This is a genomic window from Micromonospora yangpuensis, from assembly GCF_900091615.1.
GTDB classification, from domain to species: domain Bacteria; phylum Actinomycetota; class Actinomycetes; order Mycobacteriales; family Micromonosporaceae; genus Micromonospora; species Micromonospora yangpuensis.
Map to the genome: position 1 here is coordinate 4,539,842 of NZ_FMIA01000002.1, position 17,622 is coordinate 4,557,463.

A 17,622-nucleotide genomic window follows, 5' to 3' on the forward strand; every position below is an offset into this window, starting at 1 on the left:
CGGTCCTTTCCCTTCGAGATTGGCCTTCGCTCGACCGGGTACGGCGGAGCCGCACCCGTGGTCGACGACAGCTGCCCCACGTGGAGGATCAGGGTTAACCCTCACCCTCTACTAGAGGCTTAGAGTTATGTCAACCACTGATTCTCTTCGGGGCAACGTAAGCGCCGCCGCGCCAGGAGCCAAGGACCTGACCGGCGTGTCGCCCCGCGGAGCCGCGACTCGTCCCGGCGCGGGCCGAACGCGCAGCCGCGACCTGCCCCGGAGCGGCCCGAACGGGCTGCCCGGCTGACCGGTGACTCACTTGACCGTCACCACGTCCGGCGCGCTGACGTCGACCCGCTCGGCCGGCTGACCGAGCAGCGCGGTGGCCACCCGGGACTTCTCCGTGCCCCGGGTGGCGTCGCCCCAGAAGACGGTCCGCTCGTCGCGCAACCCCAGGCTGATCCGGGCCAGCCCCTCGACCCGCACGTCGAGCAGGCGCTCCCGCAGCTCCGGGGTGAGCACCGCGAGCACCGCCAGGGCGGCCCGGGTGCCCGGATCGGCCGGCCCCGGCCGCACCACCCGGACCACCGGCAGGCCGGCCGGAGGCTGGGCCACCGAGCGGAAGACCACCCCCGAACGGTCGATCACCACGAACCCGTCGCCCTGCGGCACCACGGCCACCCCGGTGCGCTCCACCACCCGCACGACCAGGGTGCCCGGCCAGTCCCGGGACACCGTGGCCCGCTCGACCGGCGCCAAGGCGCCGACCCGGGCCGCCGTGGCGGTCAGGTCCACCCGGGCCAACGGCGTGTCGTCCGGCACCGCCACCGCGTCGCGTACCTCGACCGGGGTCACCAGGTCGGCACCGACCACCCGGACCTCGCGTACCCCGAACAGGCCGGTGCCGAGCAGCGTCCAGGCCACCAGTGCGGCCAGGGTGAGCACCCCGGCCGCGACCGCCCAGGGCAACGCCGCCCGGACCCGACGCTGCCGGGCGCGGGCCATGAACCGCCGGGTGGACGCCGGCACCGCGTCGGAACCGGCGCGCACCAACTGCCAGCGGCGGTGCGGTCCGCGCCGGCCGCCACCGGCGTCCGGGGTGGGGCGGCCCCGGCGACCAGCGGCGTCCGGACCGCGCCGGCCACCACCGTCGGAGCCGCCCGCGCGGCCCCGGGCCGGCCCGGAACTCATCCGAGGGTGGACGCCGGCGGGTCGACGACCTCCCCGGCCCGGGCCTGCAGGGCCGCCAGCAACTCGTCGCCCATCAGCGAGATCGGTGGCGCGCCCATGGTCACCACCACGTCGCCGGGGCGGGCCCGCCGGGCCACCTCCACCGGGACGTCGTCCCAGGAGTCCACGAAGACCTTCCGCTCGGCCGGCAACGGCACCGCCTCGATCAGCGCCGCCGACCCCTGGCCCGGCTGCCGCAGCTCACCGGGGCCGAAGACCTCCAGCAGCACCAACTCGTCGGCGATGCCCAGCGCGGCGGCGATCTCCGCCTGCAGGTCCCGGGTGCGGTACAGCCGGTAGGGCTGGAAGACCACGATCAACCGACCGTCGGCGGCCACCTCCCGCAGCGTCTGCAGGGCCAGCGTCATCGAGGTCGGGTGGTAGGCGTACTCGTCGTAGACCAGCACACCGTCGGCCACGCCCTTGCGCTCGAAGCGCCGCCGCACCCCGGGGAACGCACCGAGCGCGGCCTCGGCCGCCTCGACCGGCAACCCCAGCAGGTACGCGGTGAGCACCGCGGCGGCGCTGTTGAGCGCCATGTGCCGGCCGGGCACCGGCATCCGCAGCTCGCCCAGCGACCGGCCGTCGATCTCGGCCAGGTACCGCACCCCCCGGGCGGACGAGGCCAGCTCGGTCAGGCGCAGGTCGGCGTCGGGCGCCTCGCCGTAGGTGTACACCCGCCGGCCCTCGGCCCGCAGGGTCGCCGCCAACCGCTGGGCGCCCGGGTCGTCGGCGCAGGTCACCACGTACCCGTCGGGGTCGGTGAGCCGGGCGAAGTCGGCGAACGCGGCCTCCAGGGTGGCCAGGTCGCCGTAGGTGTTGAGGTGGTCGGCCTCGACGTTGGTGATGACCGAGACGTACGGGCGGTAGATCAGGAAGGACCGGTCACTCTCGTCGGCCTCCACCACGAAGTACTCGCCGGTGCCGTGGTGCGCCCCGGAGCCCACCTCGGAGATCTCCCCGCCGATGACGAAGGACGGGTCCTGGCCGGCCCGCTGCAGGACCATGGTCACCATCGAGGTGGTGCTGGTCTTGCCGTGGGTGCCGGCCACCGCCACCGCCCGCCGGCCGGTCATCGCCGCGGCCAGGGCCTCCGAGCGGTGCAGCACCCGCAGCCCTCGCCGCCGGGCCTCGACCAGCTCCAGGTGGTCCTGCGGGATGGCGGTGGAGTAGATGACGGTGTCCACCCCGTCCAGGTTGGCCGCCTCGTGGCGCATGTGGATGGTGCCGCCCAGCGCCCGCATCCCGGCCAGCGAGGGCCACTCCCGCAGCTCGCTGCCGGAGACCGGCAGGCCCCGGGTGAGAAAGAGCCGGGCCAGGCCGGCCATGCCGACCCCGCCCACCCCGATCAGGTGGATCGCCCCGAGGTCCTCGGCGGTCAGCGTGCCGGCCGGAGTGAACTGCGCGGTGTTCATCAGAGGTACCTTCCCGTCGCGGCCGGCCCGGCGTTCACCGGTTCACCGCCTCGTAGACGAAGTTCAGCAGCGCCTCGTCGCCGTCGCGCCGCCCGTACGCCGCCGCCGCCGCGCCCATCGCGGCCAGTCGCTGCGGGTCCCGGACCAGGGGGACGACCGTACGCTCCACCCAGTCCGGGGTCAGCTCCGCGTCATCGACCAGCAGCCCACCACCGGCCTCCACCACGGGCAGCGCGTTGCGCTTCTGCTCCTGGTTGCTGTGCGGGTACGGCACGTAGATGGTGGGCAGCCCGATCGCGGCCACCTCGGCGCAGGTCATCGCGCCGCCCCGGCCCAGCATCAGGTCGGCCGCGGCGTAGCCGGCCTCCATCTCGGACAGGTACGGCAGGGTCACGTACGGCACCGGCAGGTCGGTGGGGACCGGCACCGGCTCGTTGCGGGCGCCGATCACGTGCAGCACCTGGATGCCGTTGCGGGCCAACTCCTTGGCCGCCCCGGAGACCGCCAGGTTGATCGAGCGGGCGCCCTGCGAGCCACCGGCGACGAAGAGGGTCGGCAGGTCCGGGCGGAGTCCGAAGTGGGCCCGCGCGGCGGCGGCGTGCCGGGCCCGGTCCAGCCCGGCGATGCCCCGGCGCAGCGGCACCCCGACCACCCGGGCGTCACGCAGCGCCTCGGCCTGCTGCGGCTGGTGCGGGAAACCCACCGCCACGTGGTTGGTGAACCGCATGCCGAGCCGGTTGGCCACCCCCGGTGGGACGTTCACCTCGTGGATCACGATCGGCAGCTCGCGCCGCCAGGCGGCCAGGTACGCCGGCACCGAGACGTACCCGCCGAAGCCGACCACGGCGTCGGCCTGGACCTCGTCGATCACCTTGCCCGCCGCGCGGGCCGCCGTCCACATCCGACCCGGGGTCTTGACCAGGTTCAGGTTGACCGACCGGGGCAGCTGGTAGGCCGGGATCTGGCGCAGGTCGTAGCCCTGCGGCGGGATCAGCTCGTTCTCCAGGCCCTTCGGTGTGCCCAGGCAGGTGATCCGGACGCCGGGGTCGTGCCGGCGCAGGCAGTCGGCGAAGGCGAGCAACGGGTAGATGTGCCCCCCCGTGCCACCTCCCGCGAGTACCACCGAACGCAGCGGACCCATCAACGTCTCCTCTCAGTCGCCGCCCCGGCGCCCCTCCGGGTCGGCCGGGCGGCGTGCGGCGCGGCCCGGTCTGTCCTCCCGCCGCGCTCGCGACCGGGGTACGGACCCACGGGCAGCCGGCGGCGTCGCCGGCCGGCGACGTCCACCGGGAAGCGGCGGCAACGGGGCCCAGAGTAGTCGGACCCATCTGGCCGTCGGACGGGCGTGCAGGGCTCGGGCGGCGTCGGGCTCGGCGCGGGCGAACGAGGCCAGCATCCCGATCGCGGCCAGCGTCACGACCAGGGCACTTCCCCCCTCGGAGATGAACGGCAGCGGCACCCCGGTGATCGGCAGCAGCCCGACCACCCCACCGATGTTGATCACCGCCTGACTGACCAGCCAGGTGGTCGCCGCCGCGGCGGCGAGCCGGCGGAACGGGTCGTCGACCCGCCGGGCGATCCGCAGTCCGGTGTAGGCCAGCACCGCGAACAGGCCGAGGATCACCGCACAGCCGACCACCCCCAGCTCCTCGGCGACGATGGCGAAGATGAAGTCGTTGCGGGCCTCGGGCAGCCAGTCCCACTTCAGGACGCTCTTGCCCAGCCCCACCCCGAACCAGCCGCCGTTGTCGATGGCGTTGCGCCCCTGGCCGATCTGGTAGCAGTAGCCCTCGAAACACTCGTCGGGCGGGCTGATGAAGTAGGTGAGCCGGGCCAGCCGGTAGTTCGTCTCTCCGCGTTCGCCGGAGCCGGCGCCGAGCGAGGCGGCGGCGATCAGCAGACCGATGCCGGCCAGCCCGACCACCGACAGCACGGCGAAGACCCGCGCCCGCACACCGGCCGCCCAGAGCAGCCCGACCACCACCGCGAGCAGGATCAGCATGGTGCCGACGTCGTTGTAGCCGACCAGGACGAAGAGCAGGGCGACCACCGGGAACAGCGGGGTGGCCAGCTCCCGCCACCAGCCCAGCGCCGCGCCCTTACGGGCGATCACGTGCGCCCCCCAGAGCACCAGGGCGAACTTGGCCAACTCACTGGGCTGCACCTGGAAGCCGCCGATGAACAGCCAGAGCAGCCGGGCCTCCAGCGGACCGAAGCTGGCCGACTCCTGGCCGGTGAGGCGGGCCACCACCAGCAGCAGGTTGAGCAGGACCAGCAGGCCGACCGCGACCGCCAGGGCCGGCCGGCCCAGCGCCCGGTAGGTGCGGGCGGGCAGCCGCTGGCAGGCCCAGAACGCGACGATCCCGATCACCGCGAAGAGGGCCTGCTTCGACAGCGCGGCGAAGGCGTTGCCGCCGGTGGCGTACTCGGTGACGCTGGTGGCGGAGAAGACCATGGTCAGACCGATCACCAGCAGCAGGCCGGCGCTGGAGATCAGCAGGTAGTAGGAGGCCAGCGGCCGGGACAGCAGCCCCCGCAGCGCCGCCAGCGGGCCCACGGCCAGCCCGCGCGGCGACGCCGGCGGATCAGCGCTCCGCCCCGTCCCCGCCCGCTGCTGTACCTCGGTCGCTCCGCCGGAGCCTCGGTCCTCCCCCACCTGCCCATCATCGCCGCTGGACCGACCCGCCACCCGCCCAACGCCCGACTCGGCGTGTCGAAGCCGTAAGGAAGGGCCCCCTGTTATCGCATTCTGTTGTGCAGGGGGCCCTTCCTAACAACCAGCGGGCGCGGCGGGCCCGGCGCGGGGAGGGGGTGGTGCGGGTCAGCCCATGTTGGCGAGGAAGTCGCTGTAGAACAGGCCGAGCGCGATCGCCACGCCGATCCCGGCGATGATCCAGAACCGGACCACGATGTTGACCTCGCTCCACCCGGCCAGCTCGAAGTGGTGCTGTAGGGGCGACATCCGGAAGACCCGCTTGCCGGTGGTCTTGAAGGAGATGATCTGGATCACCACGGACATGGTGATGATCACGAAGAGGCCACCGATGATCGGCAGCAGCATGATCGTGCGGGTGGACATCGCCATCCCGGCGATCAGCCCGCCCAGACCGAGGGCACCGGTGTCACCCATGAAGATCCGGGCCGGGGAGGTGTTCCACCACAGGAAGCCCACACAGGCCCCGGCCGCCGCCCCGGCGATCAGGGCGATCTCCAGCGGATCCCGGACCGTGTAGCAGTAGTTGTTCGGGTTGGCGGTGTACGTCGGGTCGGCGCACCAGTGCCGGTACTGCCAGAACGCGATCAGGGCGTACGCGGCGAGCACCATCACCGAGGCGCCGGTGGCCAGGCCGTCCAGGCCGTCGGTGAGGTTCACCCCGTTGGTCGAGGCCATCACGACGAAGATGAAGATGATCACCGCGCCGATCTTGGTGACGTCCAGCACCGGGATGTCCCGGATGAAGCTCAGCGTGGTGCTGCCCACCGTCTCGGTGTTGGTGAGCGTGCCGCTGGCGTCGGTCATGGTGCTCGGGAAGTAGAGCGCGACGACACCGAAGACCGCACCGACCAGGATCTGCCCGAGCAGCTTGCCCCGGGCGCTCAGCCCGCCGCTGTGCCGCTTGCGGACCTTCAGGAAGTCGTCGATGAAGCCGACCGCGCCGCAGAAGACCATCAGCCCCAGCAGCACCAGCGCGGTGATGGTCGGCTCGACCTGGGCGATCTGCGCGTCCGGCAGGGTGGTCAGGGCCAGGTGACCGGCGACGTACGCGATGACCGTGGCGAGGATGAAGACCACCCCGCCCATGGTCGGGGTGCCCTTCTTGCCCTGGTGCATCTGCGGACCGTCGGTCCGGATCGGCTGCCCCGCCTTGAGCCGGGTGAACACCTTGATCGCGATGGGGGTGCAGAACAGGGAGACCAGGAAGGCCACCCCGATGGCGACGATGACCGCCCTCATGCGGTGCCACCCCCACGGGTGACCGCGGCGTCGGTGCCGCTCTCGGCACGCAAGGCGTCGGTGCCGCTCTCGGCACGCAGGGCGTCGGTGCCGCTCTCGGCACGCAGGGCGTCGGTGCCGTCGGCGCGCAGCGCGTCGACCACCTCCCAGGTGCGGTACCGGGAGCCCTTCACCAGGACCACGTCCCCGGCCCGTAGCTCGCTGCGCAGCACCTCGACGGCCGCCGCCTGATCGGTGAGCAACACCGACTCTCCTCCCCAGTCACTTACCGCTGTCGCCCCTTCGTGGATCGGCGCCGCCTGGTCACCCACCACGAGCAACCGGTCGACGCCCAGGTCGGCCGCGAGCCGGCCGACCTCCAGATGCCCGTCCCGCTCGAACGGACCCAGCTCGGCCATGTACCCGAGCACCGCGACCCCGCGCCGGCCACGGGCCAGGTCGGCCAACGCCCGCAGCGCCGCCGCCATCGAGGCCGGGTTGGCGTTGTAGGAGTCGTCGATCACGGTCACCCCGTCGGACCGTTCGAAGACGTCCATCCGGCGGGTGGAGACCAGCCGCAGCTCACCGAGGGCCTCGGCCACCTCGGTCACCGGCATCCCCAACTCCCGGGCCACCGCCGCGGCGGCGAGGCTGTTGGAGACCTGGTGCCGACCGGTCAGCCCGAGCCGTACCGGCGCGTTGCCCTCCGGGGTCACCAGCGTGTACGCCGGCCGCCCCCGCTCGTCGAAGCTGACGTCCTCGGCCCGGACGTCGGCGTGCGCCGCCTCGCCGTAGCGGACCACCCGCGCCCCGGTCCGCGTCGCCATCGCGTCCACCAGCGGATCGTCGGCGTTGAGCACGGCCAGCCCGTCGGCGGGCAACGCCTCGACCAGCTCCCCCTTGGCCAGGGCGATGGTCTCCCGGGAGCCGAACTCGCCGATGTGCGCCACCCCGACGTTGAGCACCACCGCGATCCGCGGCGGCACCACCTCGCACAGGTACCGCACGTGCCCCACCCCGCGGGCGCCCTTCTCCAGGACCAGGAAGCGGGTGGCCGGCCCGGCCTGCAGCGCGGTGTACGGGTGCCCCAGCTCGTTGTTGAACGATCCGGGCGGTGCCACGGTCTCCCCGAGGCGGGCCGTGAGCTGGGCGATCAGGTCCTTGGTGGAGGTCTTGCCGGAGGAGCCGGTCAGCCCCACCACGGTCAGGCCGGGCAGCCGGTCGACCACCGCGCGGGCCAGCCGGCCCAGCGCCGGCAGCGCGTCGTCGACAAGCACCATCGGCACGCCGGGCACCTCGCGGGTGCCGAGCACGGCCACCGCGCCGGCCGCGACCGCGACCCCGGCGTAGTCGTGCCCGTCGACCTGCTCGCCGGGGAAGGCGACGAAGAGCGCCCCCGGGGTGACCTTGCGGGAGTCGAACTCCACCGTCGCGGTGACCCGGGTCTGCGGGTCGGCGGCGACCAGCCGGCCACCGACGGCGGTGGCGATCTCGGTGAGGCTCAGCGGGATCATCGGCGACCCGCCAGGTCACCGAAGCGGGCCCGCAGCGCGTCGGCCAGCTCGGTCCGGTCGTCGAAGGGCTGGACCTCGCCGGCGATCTCCTGCCCCCGCTCGTGGCCCTTGCCGAGCAGCGCCACCACGTCCCCCGGCTCGGCCAGCCGGACCGCCTCGTCGATGGCCGCCCGGCGGCCCGGCACCTCGATGATCCGGGCCGGCGTGCCGGCCTGGTACGCCCCGGCGAGCACCTCGGCGCGGATCGCCGCCGGGTCCTCGGTACGCGGGTTGTCGTCGGTCACCAGGACCACGTCGGCTCCCTCCGCCGCGGCGGCGCCCATCACCGGGCGTTTGCCCCGGTCCCGGTCGCCGCCGGCACCGATGACACAGATCAGCCGGCCGGCGCTCAGCTCGCGCAGGGCCGCCAGCACCGCGACGATCGCGTCCGCCTTGTGCGCGTAGTCGACCACGCCCCGGACCGGGCCGGCCGTGGCGACCAGCTCCAACCGGCCGGGTACGCCACCACAGCCGGCCACTCCGGCCACCGCGGTGGCCGGGTCGATCCCGACGGCGGTCAGCATGGCCACGGCCAGCAGCGCGTTGGCCACGTTGTGCCGCCCCGGCAGCGCCACCTGGGCCGGCAGGACCAGGCCGGCCGGGCCGTGCGCGGTGAACCGTTGGGCGTACCCCTCGCCGTCGACGTCCGCGGCCCACCAGGTGGCGGTGGGGTCGCCGGCGGCGGAGTAGCTGACCGTGGCCGGGGTGAACAGGACCCGCAAGGCCGGGTCGTCGTGGTTGAGCACCTCGACCGCGCAGCGCCCGTCGAAGAGCTGTGCCTTGGCCGCGAAGTAGTCCGCCGAGTCGGCGTGGAAGTCCAGGTGGTCCGAGCCGAAGTTGGTGTACCCGCCGACGGCGAAGCGGACCCCGCCGACCCGGCCCATCGCCAGCGCGTGGCTGGAGACCTCCATGACCACGGCGGTGACCCCGCGCTCCCGGGCCGCGGCGAGCATGGCGTGCAGGTCGGTGGCCTCCGGGGTGGTCCGCGCGCTGGCCACGACCAGGTCGCCCAGCCGGGTCTCGACGGTGCCGATCAGGCCGGTGGTGTGGCCGGCCGCCCGCAGTCCCGCCTCGACCAGGTACGCGGTGGAGGTCTTGCCGGCGGTGCCGGTGATCCCGATGACGGTCAACGCCTCGGTGGGGTCGCCGTAGACGGCCGAGGCCAGCCCGCCGAGCACCGCGCGGGGGTCGGCGACCACCAGGGCCGGCAGGCCGGCCTCGGCGACCATGGCCGCGCCGGCCGGGTCGGTCAACGCCGCCACCGCGCCGGCCGCCGCCGCGGCGGCGGCGAACTCCGCGCCGTGCCGACGGGCGCCGGGCAGGGCGGCGTACAGGTCGCCGGGGCGGACCTCCTGGCTGGCGTGGGTCACCCCGGTCACCGACCGGTCCGCGACCTGCGGGTCCAGGGCCGGCTGGGCACCCGGCGAGGCGTCCGCCGGGAGCCGGGCGGCGAGGTCGCCGAGTCGGACGGGAGGCACGCTACGGGGACGTGGATTGCCGGGCACGGCGTCAGACCCTACCCGGTCGTCCGGTTCCGACCGCACAGCCGCCCCGGTGGTTCGTCCGCACCAACCGATGATGTCGTGATCTGGCCGGTCAGCGGGGATAGACCACGAAGTTCGGGGTGTCATCGCTGCTGGACGGGGGCACCCGGTAGTGCTGCAGGGTGAAGCGCATCATGTCGGCGAAGGCCGGGGCGGTGATCTCGCCGCCGCCGCCGACGGGAGTGTGCGCGAAGACCGCGATGACGTACCGGGGCTTCTCGGCCGGGGCCATGCCGATGAACGAGGCCACCTCGCCGGGCTGCTTGCGCCCGTCGACCAGCCGCCAGCCGGTGCCGGTCTTGCCGGCGACCCGGTAACCGCTCACCGCCGCCGCGGTCCCGGTGGCGTCGGGCACCGTGGTGACCGCCTCCAGGATCGTGCGCAGCGCCGCCGCGTTCTGCGGGCTGAGCACCCGGTGGGTCTTCGGGGCCGCCGCCGGGGTGCGGTCGCCCTTGGCGTCGACGATCTCCTTGACCAGGTGCGGCTGGATCCAGGTGCCGTCGTTGGCGATCGCCGCGTAGGCGGCGGCCATCTGCAGCGGGGTGGCGTCCACGCTGTGCCCGATCGGCACCGACCCGTACGACGAACCGCTCCACTCCTGCGCGGGCAGGATCCGACCGGCGGCCTCACCCGGCATGCCCTCCCCGGTGGGCTGGCCGAGCCCGAACCGGCGTTGGTACTCGATCAGGTTGTCCCGGCCCAACAGTTCGGCGATCTTGATGGTGCCGACGTTGGAGGAGTGCGCCATCATCCCGGCCAGACTCATCTCGCGGCCCTGCGCGGGATGGGTGTCGGCGAACCAGGTGTCACCCATCTGGATGGCGTTCGGGATCGGCAGGGTGGTCTCCGGCGTGATCACGCCCTCCTCCAGCGCCGCGCCGAAGGTGATCGCCTTGTGCACCGAGCCCGGGTCGACCACGAAGCTGGTCGCCGCGTCCTCCCGGTCGACCGGCTCGCTCTGCGCCGGCTTGGCCGCGTCGTAGCCGGGGTAGCTGGCCTGGGCCAGCACCTCGCCGGTGGCGACGTCGAGGACCACGGCGGCACCGGTGCTGCCCCGGGTCTCGGCCATCCGCTCGCCGAGGATGCGCTGCACCCGGAACTGCAGGTCCCGGTCGATGGTCAGGCACACCGAGCTGCCCGGCTCGGCTCTGGTGGTCTGGCTGAAGCCGCCGGGGATGGGCGCGGCCAGCTTGTTGCGGCCGGACTCGTAGACCCGCCGGCCGTCCACCCCGCTGAGCACGTCGTCGTAGCGGGCCTCCAGCCCCTCCAGCCCGGTCATGTCGTCGCTGGTGAAGCCGAGCAGGTTGGCGGCGAGGTCGCCGTTGGGCACCTCGCGCCGCTCGTCGCGGTGGCTGCCGATGCCGTTCAACTCCAGCGCCATGATCTGCCGGGCCCGCTCGATCGGCACTCCGCGGGCCAGGTACTCGAACTCGGAGGGCTTGCCGTTCTCCCGGATCCTCGGGCGCATCCGCTCGGCCAGGTCGGAGGCGGCCACGCCGAGCAGTGGGGAGAGCGCCTGGGCGGTCGCCGCCCGGTCGTCGATCCGGGTCGGGTCGGCGAAGACGTACCGTGCCTCGATGCTGTGGGCCAGCGGCGCGCCGTCGCGGTCGTAGATGGCCCCGCGCGGTGCCGGCAGGTCGACGCTGATCAGCCGGTCGCTGAGTCCGGCCCCGGCCCAGGCGGGGGTCTCCACCGCCTGCAGTACGACCAGCCGGATGCCGATGGTGGCGAAGACGGCCAGGGTGAGCACGGTGGCCAGGCGGAGCCGGCGACGCGGATCGGCCAGCTTCGGGGCCCGCCGGGGCTTGCGCACCGGCCGCCGGGCCGCACCACGACGGTCCGGACCACGGGCCGGCCGCGGACCGGGTCGGCGGCGCGGTGGCGGGCCGGCCTCGTCGTCGGGGTCGTCGGCGACCGGACGCGCCTGCACCGTCCGGATGACCCCACCCCGGCCGGTCGCGGCCGCGTCCCGCCGACCGGTCCGGTTGGTACCGGCACGACCGCCGTCGAGCACCTGCAACGCCGGCCGGAACGGGTCACCGGCCCGACCCGCGCGGGGCGTGCGCCGCGGCGACCCGTCGGCGGCGCCCTCCCGGATGGTTCGGCCCCGGGGCGTGTACGCGCGGGCGTCGGAGATGCCGCCGCCCGCCTCGCCGCCGCGCGCGCCGCTGGCCCGCGACGAACCGCGCCGGGCGCCTGTGGCGTCCCGGCGCGGATCCTCCGAGCGTGGTGGTGGCACGGGTCAGCCTCCCGCGCCCTGCTGGCTGGTGACCGACGGCGCGCCGTCGGCGGGCCGGGGCACGCCGATCATCTTGCCGTCCGGCAGCCGGATGTACGCCGGCTCGGCCGACTCGACCAGCCCCAGCTTCCGGGCGTTGGCCTCCAGGTTGCCCGGCGCCTCCTGCTTGGCGATCTCCTTGTGCAGCTGCTGCTCCTCCAGGTCGAGCTTGGCCTGCTGCTGCTGGAGCTCCTCCAACCGGAACGCGTTCTCGTTGATCTTCGTGTTGACCACCAGGATGCCCAGCACCCCACCGACGACGAGCACCAGGATCAGGGCCACGAAGGGCGCCCGCGGCACCGACACCGGCGGCGGCGGCGCGACCCGCAGCCGGGGCGCCCGTGCGGTGGCCGGCGCGGGCCGGGCCCGCTCGGCCGGTCGCAGCGCGGCGCTGCCCTGGGTCGGGAACTCGCGCGCCCCCCGGCTGCGAGTTGCCGACCGCTCGGCACGTGCCGTCCCGGACGTCGGTGCTCCGCCGCGCGTGACCCGCTCCGCCGCGGCTGCGCCGCGCGTGGCCCGCTCCGCCGCGGTCCGGCCCCCCGACCGCGGTTCGCGCTGCCCGACGCCGGATTCGTTCCGGCGGACGTGCCCCTTGACGCTCATGTTCCCTCCCCCTCTTCGTCCGTCCCGTCCCGCACCGACCGCTGCGGATCCCGCCCGGATCCACCAGCGGTCGTCCCCGGTTGGTGCATCCCCTTCACCCGTCGGCGGTACCGTTCGCGGTCGGTCCGCCCCTGCTGTGCCACGTTCGGGTCGAGGCGTTCCGCGGCCCGCAACCGCACCGAGGCGGCCCGCGGATTCGCGGCGACCTCCCCCTCCCCAGGCAGTTCCGCGCCCCGACTGAGCAGTCGGAACGTCGGCCCCGTACCGGGGAGTTCGACCGGGAGGTCGATCGGGCCCTTGCTGCGGACCCGGTCGGCGAGCGCCTGCTTGGTGAGCCGGTCCTCCAGCGAGTGGTAGGACAGGACCACCATGCGGCCGCCCACGTCGAGCTTGTCGAGCGCGGCTGGCAACGCTGTTTCCAGTGCCGCCAGTTCCCTATTTACCTCGATCCGTAAAGCCTGAAACGTTCTCTTTGCCGGATGACCGCCTGTTCGTCGGGCTGGTGCGGGAATGGCGTCCCGGACCAGCTCGGCCAACCGCGCCGACGAGGTGATCCGGACCCGTTCCCGCTCCCGGATGATCGCCGAGGCGATCCGCCCGGCGAACTTCTCCTCGCCGTAGACCCGCAACAGCCGGGTCAGCTCCGGGTGGCCGTAGGTGTTGACCACCTCCTCGGCGGTCGTCCCCCGGGTCTGGTCCATCCGCATGTCCAGCGGTGCGTCCTGGGCGTAGGCGAACCCGCGGTCGGGCGCGTCCAGCTGGAGCGAGGAGACCCCCAGATCGAACAGGATCCCGTCGATCGTGGGGTAGCCCAGCCGGTCGAGCACCTCGGGCAGCTCGTCGTAGACGGCGTGCTCCAGGTGGACCCGGTCGGCGAACCGGGCCAGCCGGACCCGCGCGTGGGCGAGGGCCTCGGTGTCCCGGTCCAGACCGATCAGGACCGTCTCCGGATGCGCCGCGAGCACCGCCTCGGCGTGACCGGCCAACCCCAGCGTCGCGTCGACGTGTACCGTCCGCCCGCCCCGACCCAGCGCGGGAGCGAGCAACTCGAGACACCTCTCGAGCAGCACCGGCACGTGCGTGCCGCGTAGCTCCCCCATCTGGACCCCCATTGGTTGCACCGGTTCAGTTGTGTACGCGTCCTGTCGTCGGACGACGCCTGCGTCGTACCGCCAGATCCCCATCCGCTCCCGGCCAGTTCGTGGGTCGCGCCCCACGGAGACTGGATCGTGCGCCTGGCACCGGGGAAGGGGTGCCAGGAACTCGAAGCGGCTGGAGATCTCGCAGTACGTCGGGGCGCCGTCACGCCCTACAGACCGCCGGGCAGCACCCCCTCCGAGATGTCGGCGAAGTCGTCCTCGCTGTCGGCGAGGTAGCTCTCCCACGCCGCCCGGTCCCAGATCTCCACCCGGGTGCTCGCGCCGATGACCACCAGATCGCGGTCGAGAGCGGCGTAGCCGCGCAGATGGGCCGGGATGGTGACGCGGCCCTGCTTGTCCGGGACCTCGTCGTGGGCACTGGCGAAGAAGACCCGGCTGTAGGCCCGAGCCGCCTTGTTGGTCATCGGTTGGGCGTGCAACTGCTGCGCGATCCGCTGGAACTCGGGCATCGGGAAGACGTAGAGACAGCGCTCCTGCCCTTTGGTGATCACGACACCCCCCGCCAGCTCGTCCCGGAACTTGGCCGGAAGGATCAACCGGCCCTTTTCGTCCAGGCGTGGAGTGTGGGTGCCGAGAAACACCGGCCCAACCCCCTCGCCCTGAGCGGCGTTCGCGGCGCCGCTGACCCCCCGGGCCGGTGGGGCCCTCCCGGCCTCACCATCGCGCCCCACTCTACTCCACTTCCCTCCACCTGCAACCAGATTCGCCCGCGTGGCGCGCCGGTTTCGACGACAAAAACGCACGTCAGAAAGGGTGGAGCCGAGTGGAGGGCCGGCGCGCCCCGGTGCGCCGCGTCCGCTTTCCGACATTGATCGACTCCGTCCGACCGCACCGTCGGAGGTGGACCGACGGCCGCCGGCGGGACGGAGGGAACGCCCTCGGTCTGAGATCGGGCGGGGGCGCCGGTCCGGTAACCTCGCTCGCGTGACGGACGCGAAGATGCCCATGCGGGCAAAGGTGGCCAGCTCCGTGTCGCGTACCGCCGCGGCGCTGTCGCGGGCTGCGGGCCGCGGCGACGGCTCGGTGATCGGTGGCTGGATCGGCCTGAAGATCGACCCGGACCTGCTCGCCCACCTCGCGGCCGGGCGGGCGATCGCCCTGGTCTCCGGGACCAACGGCAAGACCACCACCACCCGGTTGGCCGCCGCGGCAGTCGGCGTGCTCGGTCGGGTCGCCACCAACTCGTTCGGCGCCAACATGCCCACCGGGCACACCTCGGCGCTGGCCAAGGCGGGCAGCACGCCGTACGCGGTGCTGGAGGTGGACGAGCACTACCTGGCCCAGGTGCTGGAGGCGACCGACCCACACGTGGTGGCGCTGCTCAACCTCTCCCGGGACCAGCTCGACCGGGCCAAGGAGGTCGCCATGATGGCGCAGCTCTGGCGGGCCGCGCTGGTGCGGCACCCGGAGGTACGGGTGGTGGCCAACGCCGACGACCCGATGGTGGTGTGGGCCACCACACCCCCGCCCGAACACGACAGGCGACTCGCCTCGCCGCACGTCACCTGGTTCAGTGCCGGCCAACGGTGGCACGACGACTCCTGGGTCTGCCCCGAGTGCGGCTCGACCATCCAGCGCTCCGGCGTGCAGTGGTGGTGCAGCGGTTGTCCGCTGCGTCGGCCCGAGCCGAACTGGGTGGTCGAGGACGAGGGGGTGACCGATCCCACCGGTGCCTGGCACAAGGTCAAGCTCCAACTCCCCGGCAAGGTCAACATCGGCAACGCGGCCACCGCGCTGGCCGTCGCCGCCGAGTTCGGGGTACGCCCGGTCGACGCGGTCCTGCAGCTGGGCAGCGTCACCTCGGTCGCCGGCCGGTACGCGCAGGTCGACCGGGACGGGCGCAACATCCGGCTGCTGCTGGCGAAGAACCCGGCCAGCTGGCTGGAGGCGTTCGACATGGCCGACCACGCCCCGACCCTGCTCTCCATCAACGCCCGGGACCCCGACGGGCTGGACACCTCCTGGCTGTTCGACGTGGACTTCGCCCCGCTGCGCGGCCGGCAGGTGCTGATCACCGGCGACCGGGCGTACGACCTGGCCGTCCGCCTCGACGTCAACGACGTGCCGTTCCAGCACGTACGGACCTTCTCCGAGGCGCTCCGGGCGGTCCCACCCGGCCGCCTGGAGGTCATCGCCAACTACACCGCCTTCCAGGACATCCGAGCGGAGCTGGACCGTGTCAACTGAGAGCCTGCGTATCGTCTGGATCTACCCCGACCTGCTCTCCACCTACGGTGACCGGGGCAACCTGCTGATCCTGGCCCGGCGGGCCCGGCAGCGCGGCATGCCGGTGGAGACCATGGAGGTCCGCTCCGACCAGCGGCTGCCGGCCACCGCCGACATCTACCTGATCGGCGGCGGGGAGGACGGTCCGCAGGCGCTCGGGGCGCAGCGGCTGCTCGCCGACGGTGGCCTGCACCGGGCGGTGGCCCAGGGCTCGGTGGTCTTCGGCGTCTGCGCCGGCTACCAACTGCTGGGCACCTCGTTCTTCGCCAAGGGCACCCAGTACGCCGGGCTGGAGCTGCTGGACATCGCCTCCGACCGGGGCCCCAGCCGGGCCGTCGGTGAGCTGGCCGGCGAGATCGACCCGCGGCTGGGTGTCCCGGCGCTCACCGGCTTCGAGAACCACGGCGGGCGTACCCGCCTCGGTCCCGGTGTCGCGCCGGTGGCCAGGGTGACCGCCGGGGTCGGCAACGACGGCCAGACCGAGGGGGCCTGGCGCGGCAAGCTGCTCGGCACGTACTCGCACGGGCCGGCCCTGGCCCGCAACCCGGCCCTGGCCGACCTGCTGCTGCGCTGGGCCACCGGCGTACACCAGTTGCCGCCGTTGGACGACACCTGGCACGAGCGGCTGCGCTCCGAGCGACGCCACGCGGTGGCAGCCGCCGCCCGACCGTGACCCCGCAGGGCCGGGAGCCGCACGGGCGGCTCCCGGCCGGCGGGGCCGACTCCGGGCCCCGGGAGAGCGCAACCCCCGCCGGAGCCGGCGCACCTCCCGACGGAGCAGGTGCCGGCCCGCCGCCCGGCGGGAACGCCGCGGGTCGGCGGCTGCGGCCCGGCCCCACGGCGGTGTTCGCCGCGCTCCGCCGGATGGCGGCGCAGCCCTCGGCCCGTCGCTTCCTCCTCCTGGTGGCGATGCTGGCCGGCTTCGGTCTGCTGGTGCTCCTGGTGCCGCTGCCCGCCCCGGGCGAGATTCCGCAGCTGGCCGACCGGCTGGGCCCGTTCGCGCCGTTCGCCGCGATCGTCGTCGGGACGCTGCTGCTGGTCGCCCTGGTCCCCCGGACCTTCGTGACGCTCGCCGCCGGCGCCGTCTTCGGTCCGTTCACCGGCGCGCTGTACGCCCTCGGCGCGGCGCTGCTCGCCGCCGCTCTGGGCTTCGCAGCCGGTCGCCTGCTCGGGCGGGAGTTCGTCGCCGAACGGGTCCGCGGCCGGCTGGCCCGGCTCGACCACTGGTTCGCCAGGCAGAGCGTGTTCGGCGTGATGACCGTACGGCTGCTGCCGATCTCCGGCTACGGCCTGGTCAGCTACGGCTACGGCACCACCGGCGCGCGGCTGCTGCCGTACCTGGTGGGTAGCGTCCTGGCCTCCGCGCCGACCGCCCTGGGCTACGCCGCGATGGGTGCCTCGGTGACCACCCCCGGCGGGATCAACTGGTACGCCGCCGCGCCGGCCACGCTGGGCCTGGTCGCCAGCGCGGTGCTGGTCGCCCGCTGGTGGCGGGCCGAACGCAGTCGGCGCGCCGCCCGCTGACCCCACCGTCGGCCCGTGGCTGGACGGCACCCACCCCGCCACCGTCTCCGGGGCGTGGGCCACGTACGCCGGCTGGGCGGCGGTGGCCGCCCTGGTCACCATGCTCGCGCTACACCGCCGCGACCCCTGACCGTTGCGCACGCACCACAGGCCAGCGGCGGTGGTGAGAAGGG

The 17,622-nt window shown here is 73.8% G+C and carries 12 protein-coding genes and 2 pseudogenes; 3 read left to right on the forward strand and 11 right to left on the reverse strand.

Translation table 11 applies throughout. The features are described 5' to 3' along the window. Positions 1-297: 297 nt before the first annotated feature. The 11 genes and pseudogenes from GA0070617_RS20465 to mraZ form a co-directional block, all read right to left on the reverse strand. Positions 298-1,173: a cell division protein FtsQ/DivIB gene (locus GA0070617_RS20465; RefSeq protein WP_091441099.1), complete on the reverse strand. Its 876-nt coding sequence runs from the start codon at positions 1,171-1,173 to the stop codon at positions 298-300. Further along, the gene (gene murC / locus GA0070617_RS20470; RefSeq protein ID WP_091441103.1) at positions 1,170-2,627 is read right to left on the reverse strand and encodes a UDP-N-acetylmuramate--L-alanine ligase; all 1,458 of its coding nucleotides are present in this window, start codon (positions 2,625-2,627) and stop codon (positions 1,170-1,172) included. Before murC ends, GA0070617_RS20465 begins: the two co-directional genes overlap by 4 nt. A gap of 34 nt (positions 2,628-2,661) precedes the next feature. Further along, positions 2,662-3,768: an undecaprenyldiphospho-muramoylpentapeptide beta-N-acetylglucosaminyltransferase gene (gene murG / locus GA0070617_RS20475; RefSeq protein WP_091441106.1), complete on the reverse strand. Its 1,107-nt coding sequence runs from the start codon at positions 3,766-3,768 to the stop codon at positions 2,662-2,664. Beyond that, positions 3,768-5,175, reverse strand: a pseudogene (locus tag GA0070617_RS20480) (FtsW/RodA/SpoVE family cell cycle protein). The gene murG and the pseudogene GA0070617_RS20480 overlap by 1 nt, the downstream one beginning before the upstream one ends. 273 nt (positions 5,176-5,448) lie before the next feature. Next, positions 5,449-6,582: a phospho-N-acetylmuramoyl-pentapeptide-transferase gene (gene mraY, locus GA0070617_RS20485; RefSeq protein WP_091441109.1), complete on the reverse strand. Its 1,134-nt coding sequence runs from the start codon at positions 6,580-6,582 to the stop codon at positions 5,449-5,451. 119 nt (positions 6,583-6,701) lie between these two features. Beyond that, positions 6,702-8,075 (reverse strand): annotated as a pseudogene (locus GA0070617_RS20490) (UDP-N-acetylmuramoyl-tripeptide--D-alanyl-D-alanine ligase); the annotation flags it as partial. After that, positions 8,072-9,658, reverse strand: a complete 1,587-nt coding sequence (locus GA0070617_RS20495) for a UDP-N-acetylmuramoyl-L-alanyl-D-glutamate--2,6-diaminopimelate ligase (protein WP_175440602.1) — start codon at positions 9,656-9,658, stop codon at positions 8,072-8,074. The pseudogene GA0070617_RS20490 and the gene GA0070617_RS20495, both read right to left, overlap by 4 nt. Positions 9,659-9,710: 52 nt before the next feature. Then, positions 9,711-11,897, reverse strand: a complete 2,187-nt coding sequence (locus GA0070617_RS20500) for a peptidoglycan D,D-transpeptidase FtsI family protein (protein WP_091441118.1) — start codon at positions 11,895-11,897, stop codon at positions 9,711-9,713. A gap of 3 nt (positions 11,898-11,900) precedes the next feature. After that, positions 11,901-12,539: a cell division protein FtsL gene (ftsL, locus tag GA0070617_RS20505; protein ID WP_091441122.1), complete on the reverse strand. Its 639-nt coding sequence runs from the start codon at positions 12,537-12,539 to the stop codon at positions 11,901-11,903. Then, positions 12,536-13,639: a 16S rRNA (cytosine(1402)-N(4))-methyltransferase RsmH gene (rsmH, locus tag GA0070617_RS20510; protein WP_091446799.1), complete on the reverse strand. Its 1,104-nt coding sequence runs from the start codon at positions 13,637-13,639 to the stop codon at positions 12,536-12,538. The genes ftsL and rsmH overlap by 4 nt, the downstream gene beginning before the upstream one ends. A gap of 209 nt (positions 13,640-13,848) precedes the next feature. Next, positions 13,849-14,280, reverse strand: a complete 432-nt coding sequence (gene mraZ / locus GA0070617_RS20515) for a division/cell wall cluster transcriptional repressor MraZ (RefSeq protein WP_091441126.1) — start codon at positions 14,278-14,280, stop codon at positions 13,849-13,851. Positions 14,281-14,638: 358 nt separating this feature from the next. Here mraZ and GA0070617_RS20520 point away from each other — a divergent pair, with 358 nt between their 5' ends. The 3 genes from GA0070617_RS20520 (at position 14,639) to GA0070617_RS20530 (ending at position 17,449) form a co-directional block, all read left to right on the forward strand. After that, positions 14,639-15,886: a MurT ligase domain-containing protein gene (locus GA0070617_RS20520; RefSeq protein WP_091446808.1), complete on the forward strand. Its 1,248-nt coding sequence runs from the start codon at positions 14,639-14,641 to the stop codon at positions 15,884-15,886. Beyond that, a complete protein-coding gene (locus GA0070617_RS20525; protein ID WP_091441131.1) occupies positions 15,876-16,598 on the forward strand; it encodes a type 1 glutamine amidotransferase in 723 nt (240 codons plus the stop codon). Before GA0070617_RS20520 ends, GA0070617_RS20525 begins: the two co-directional genes overlap by 11 nt. Positions 16,599-16,789: 191 nt before the next feature. After that, on the forward strand, positions 16,790-17,449 hold the full coding sequence (locus tag GA0070617_RS20530; RefSeq protein ID WP_091446812.1) for a TVP38/TMEM64 family protein: 660 nt from the start codon (positions 16,790-16,792) through the stop codon (positions 17,447-17,449). Positions 17,450-17,622 lie beyond the last annotated feature (173 nt).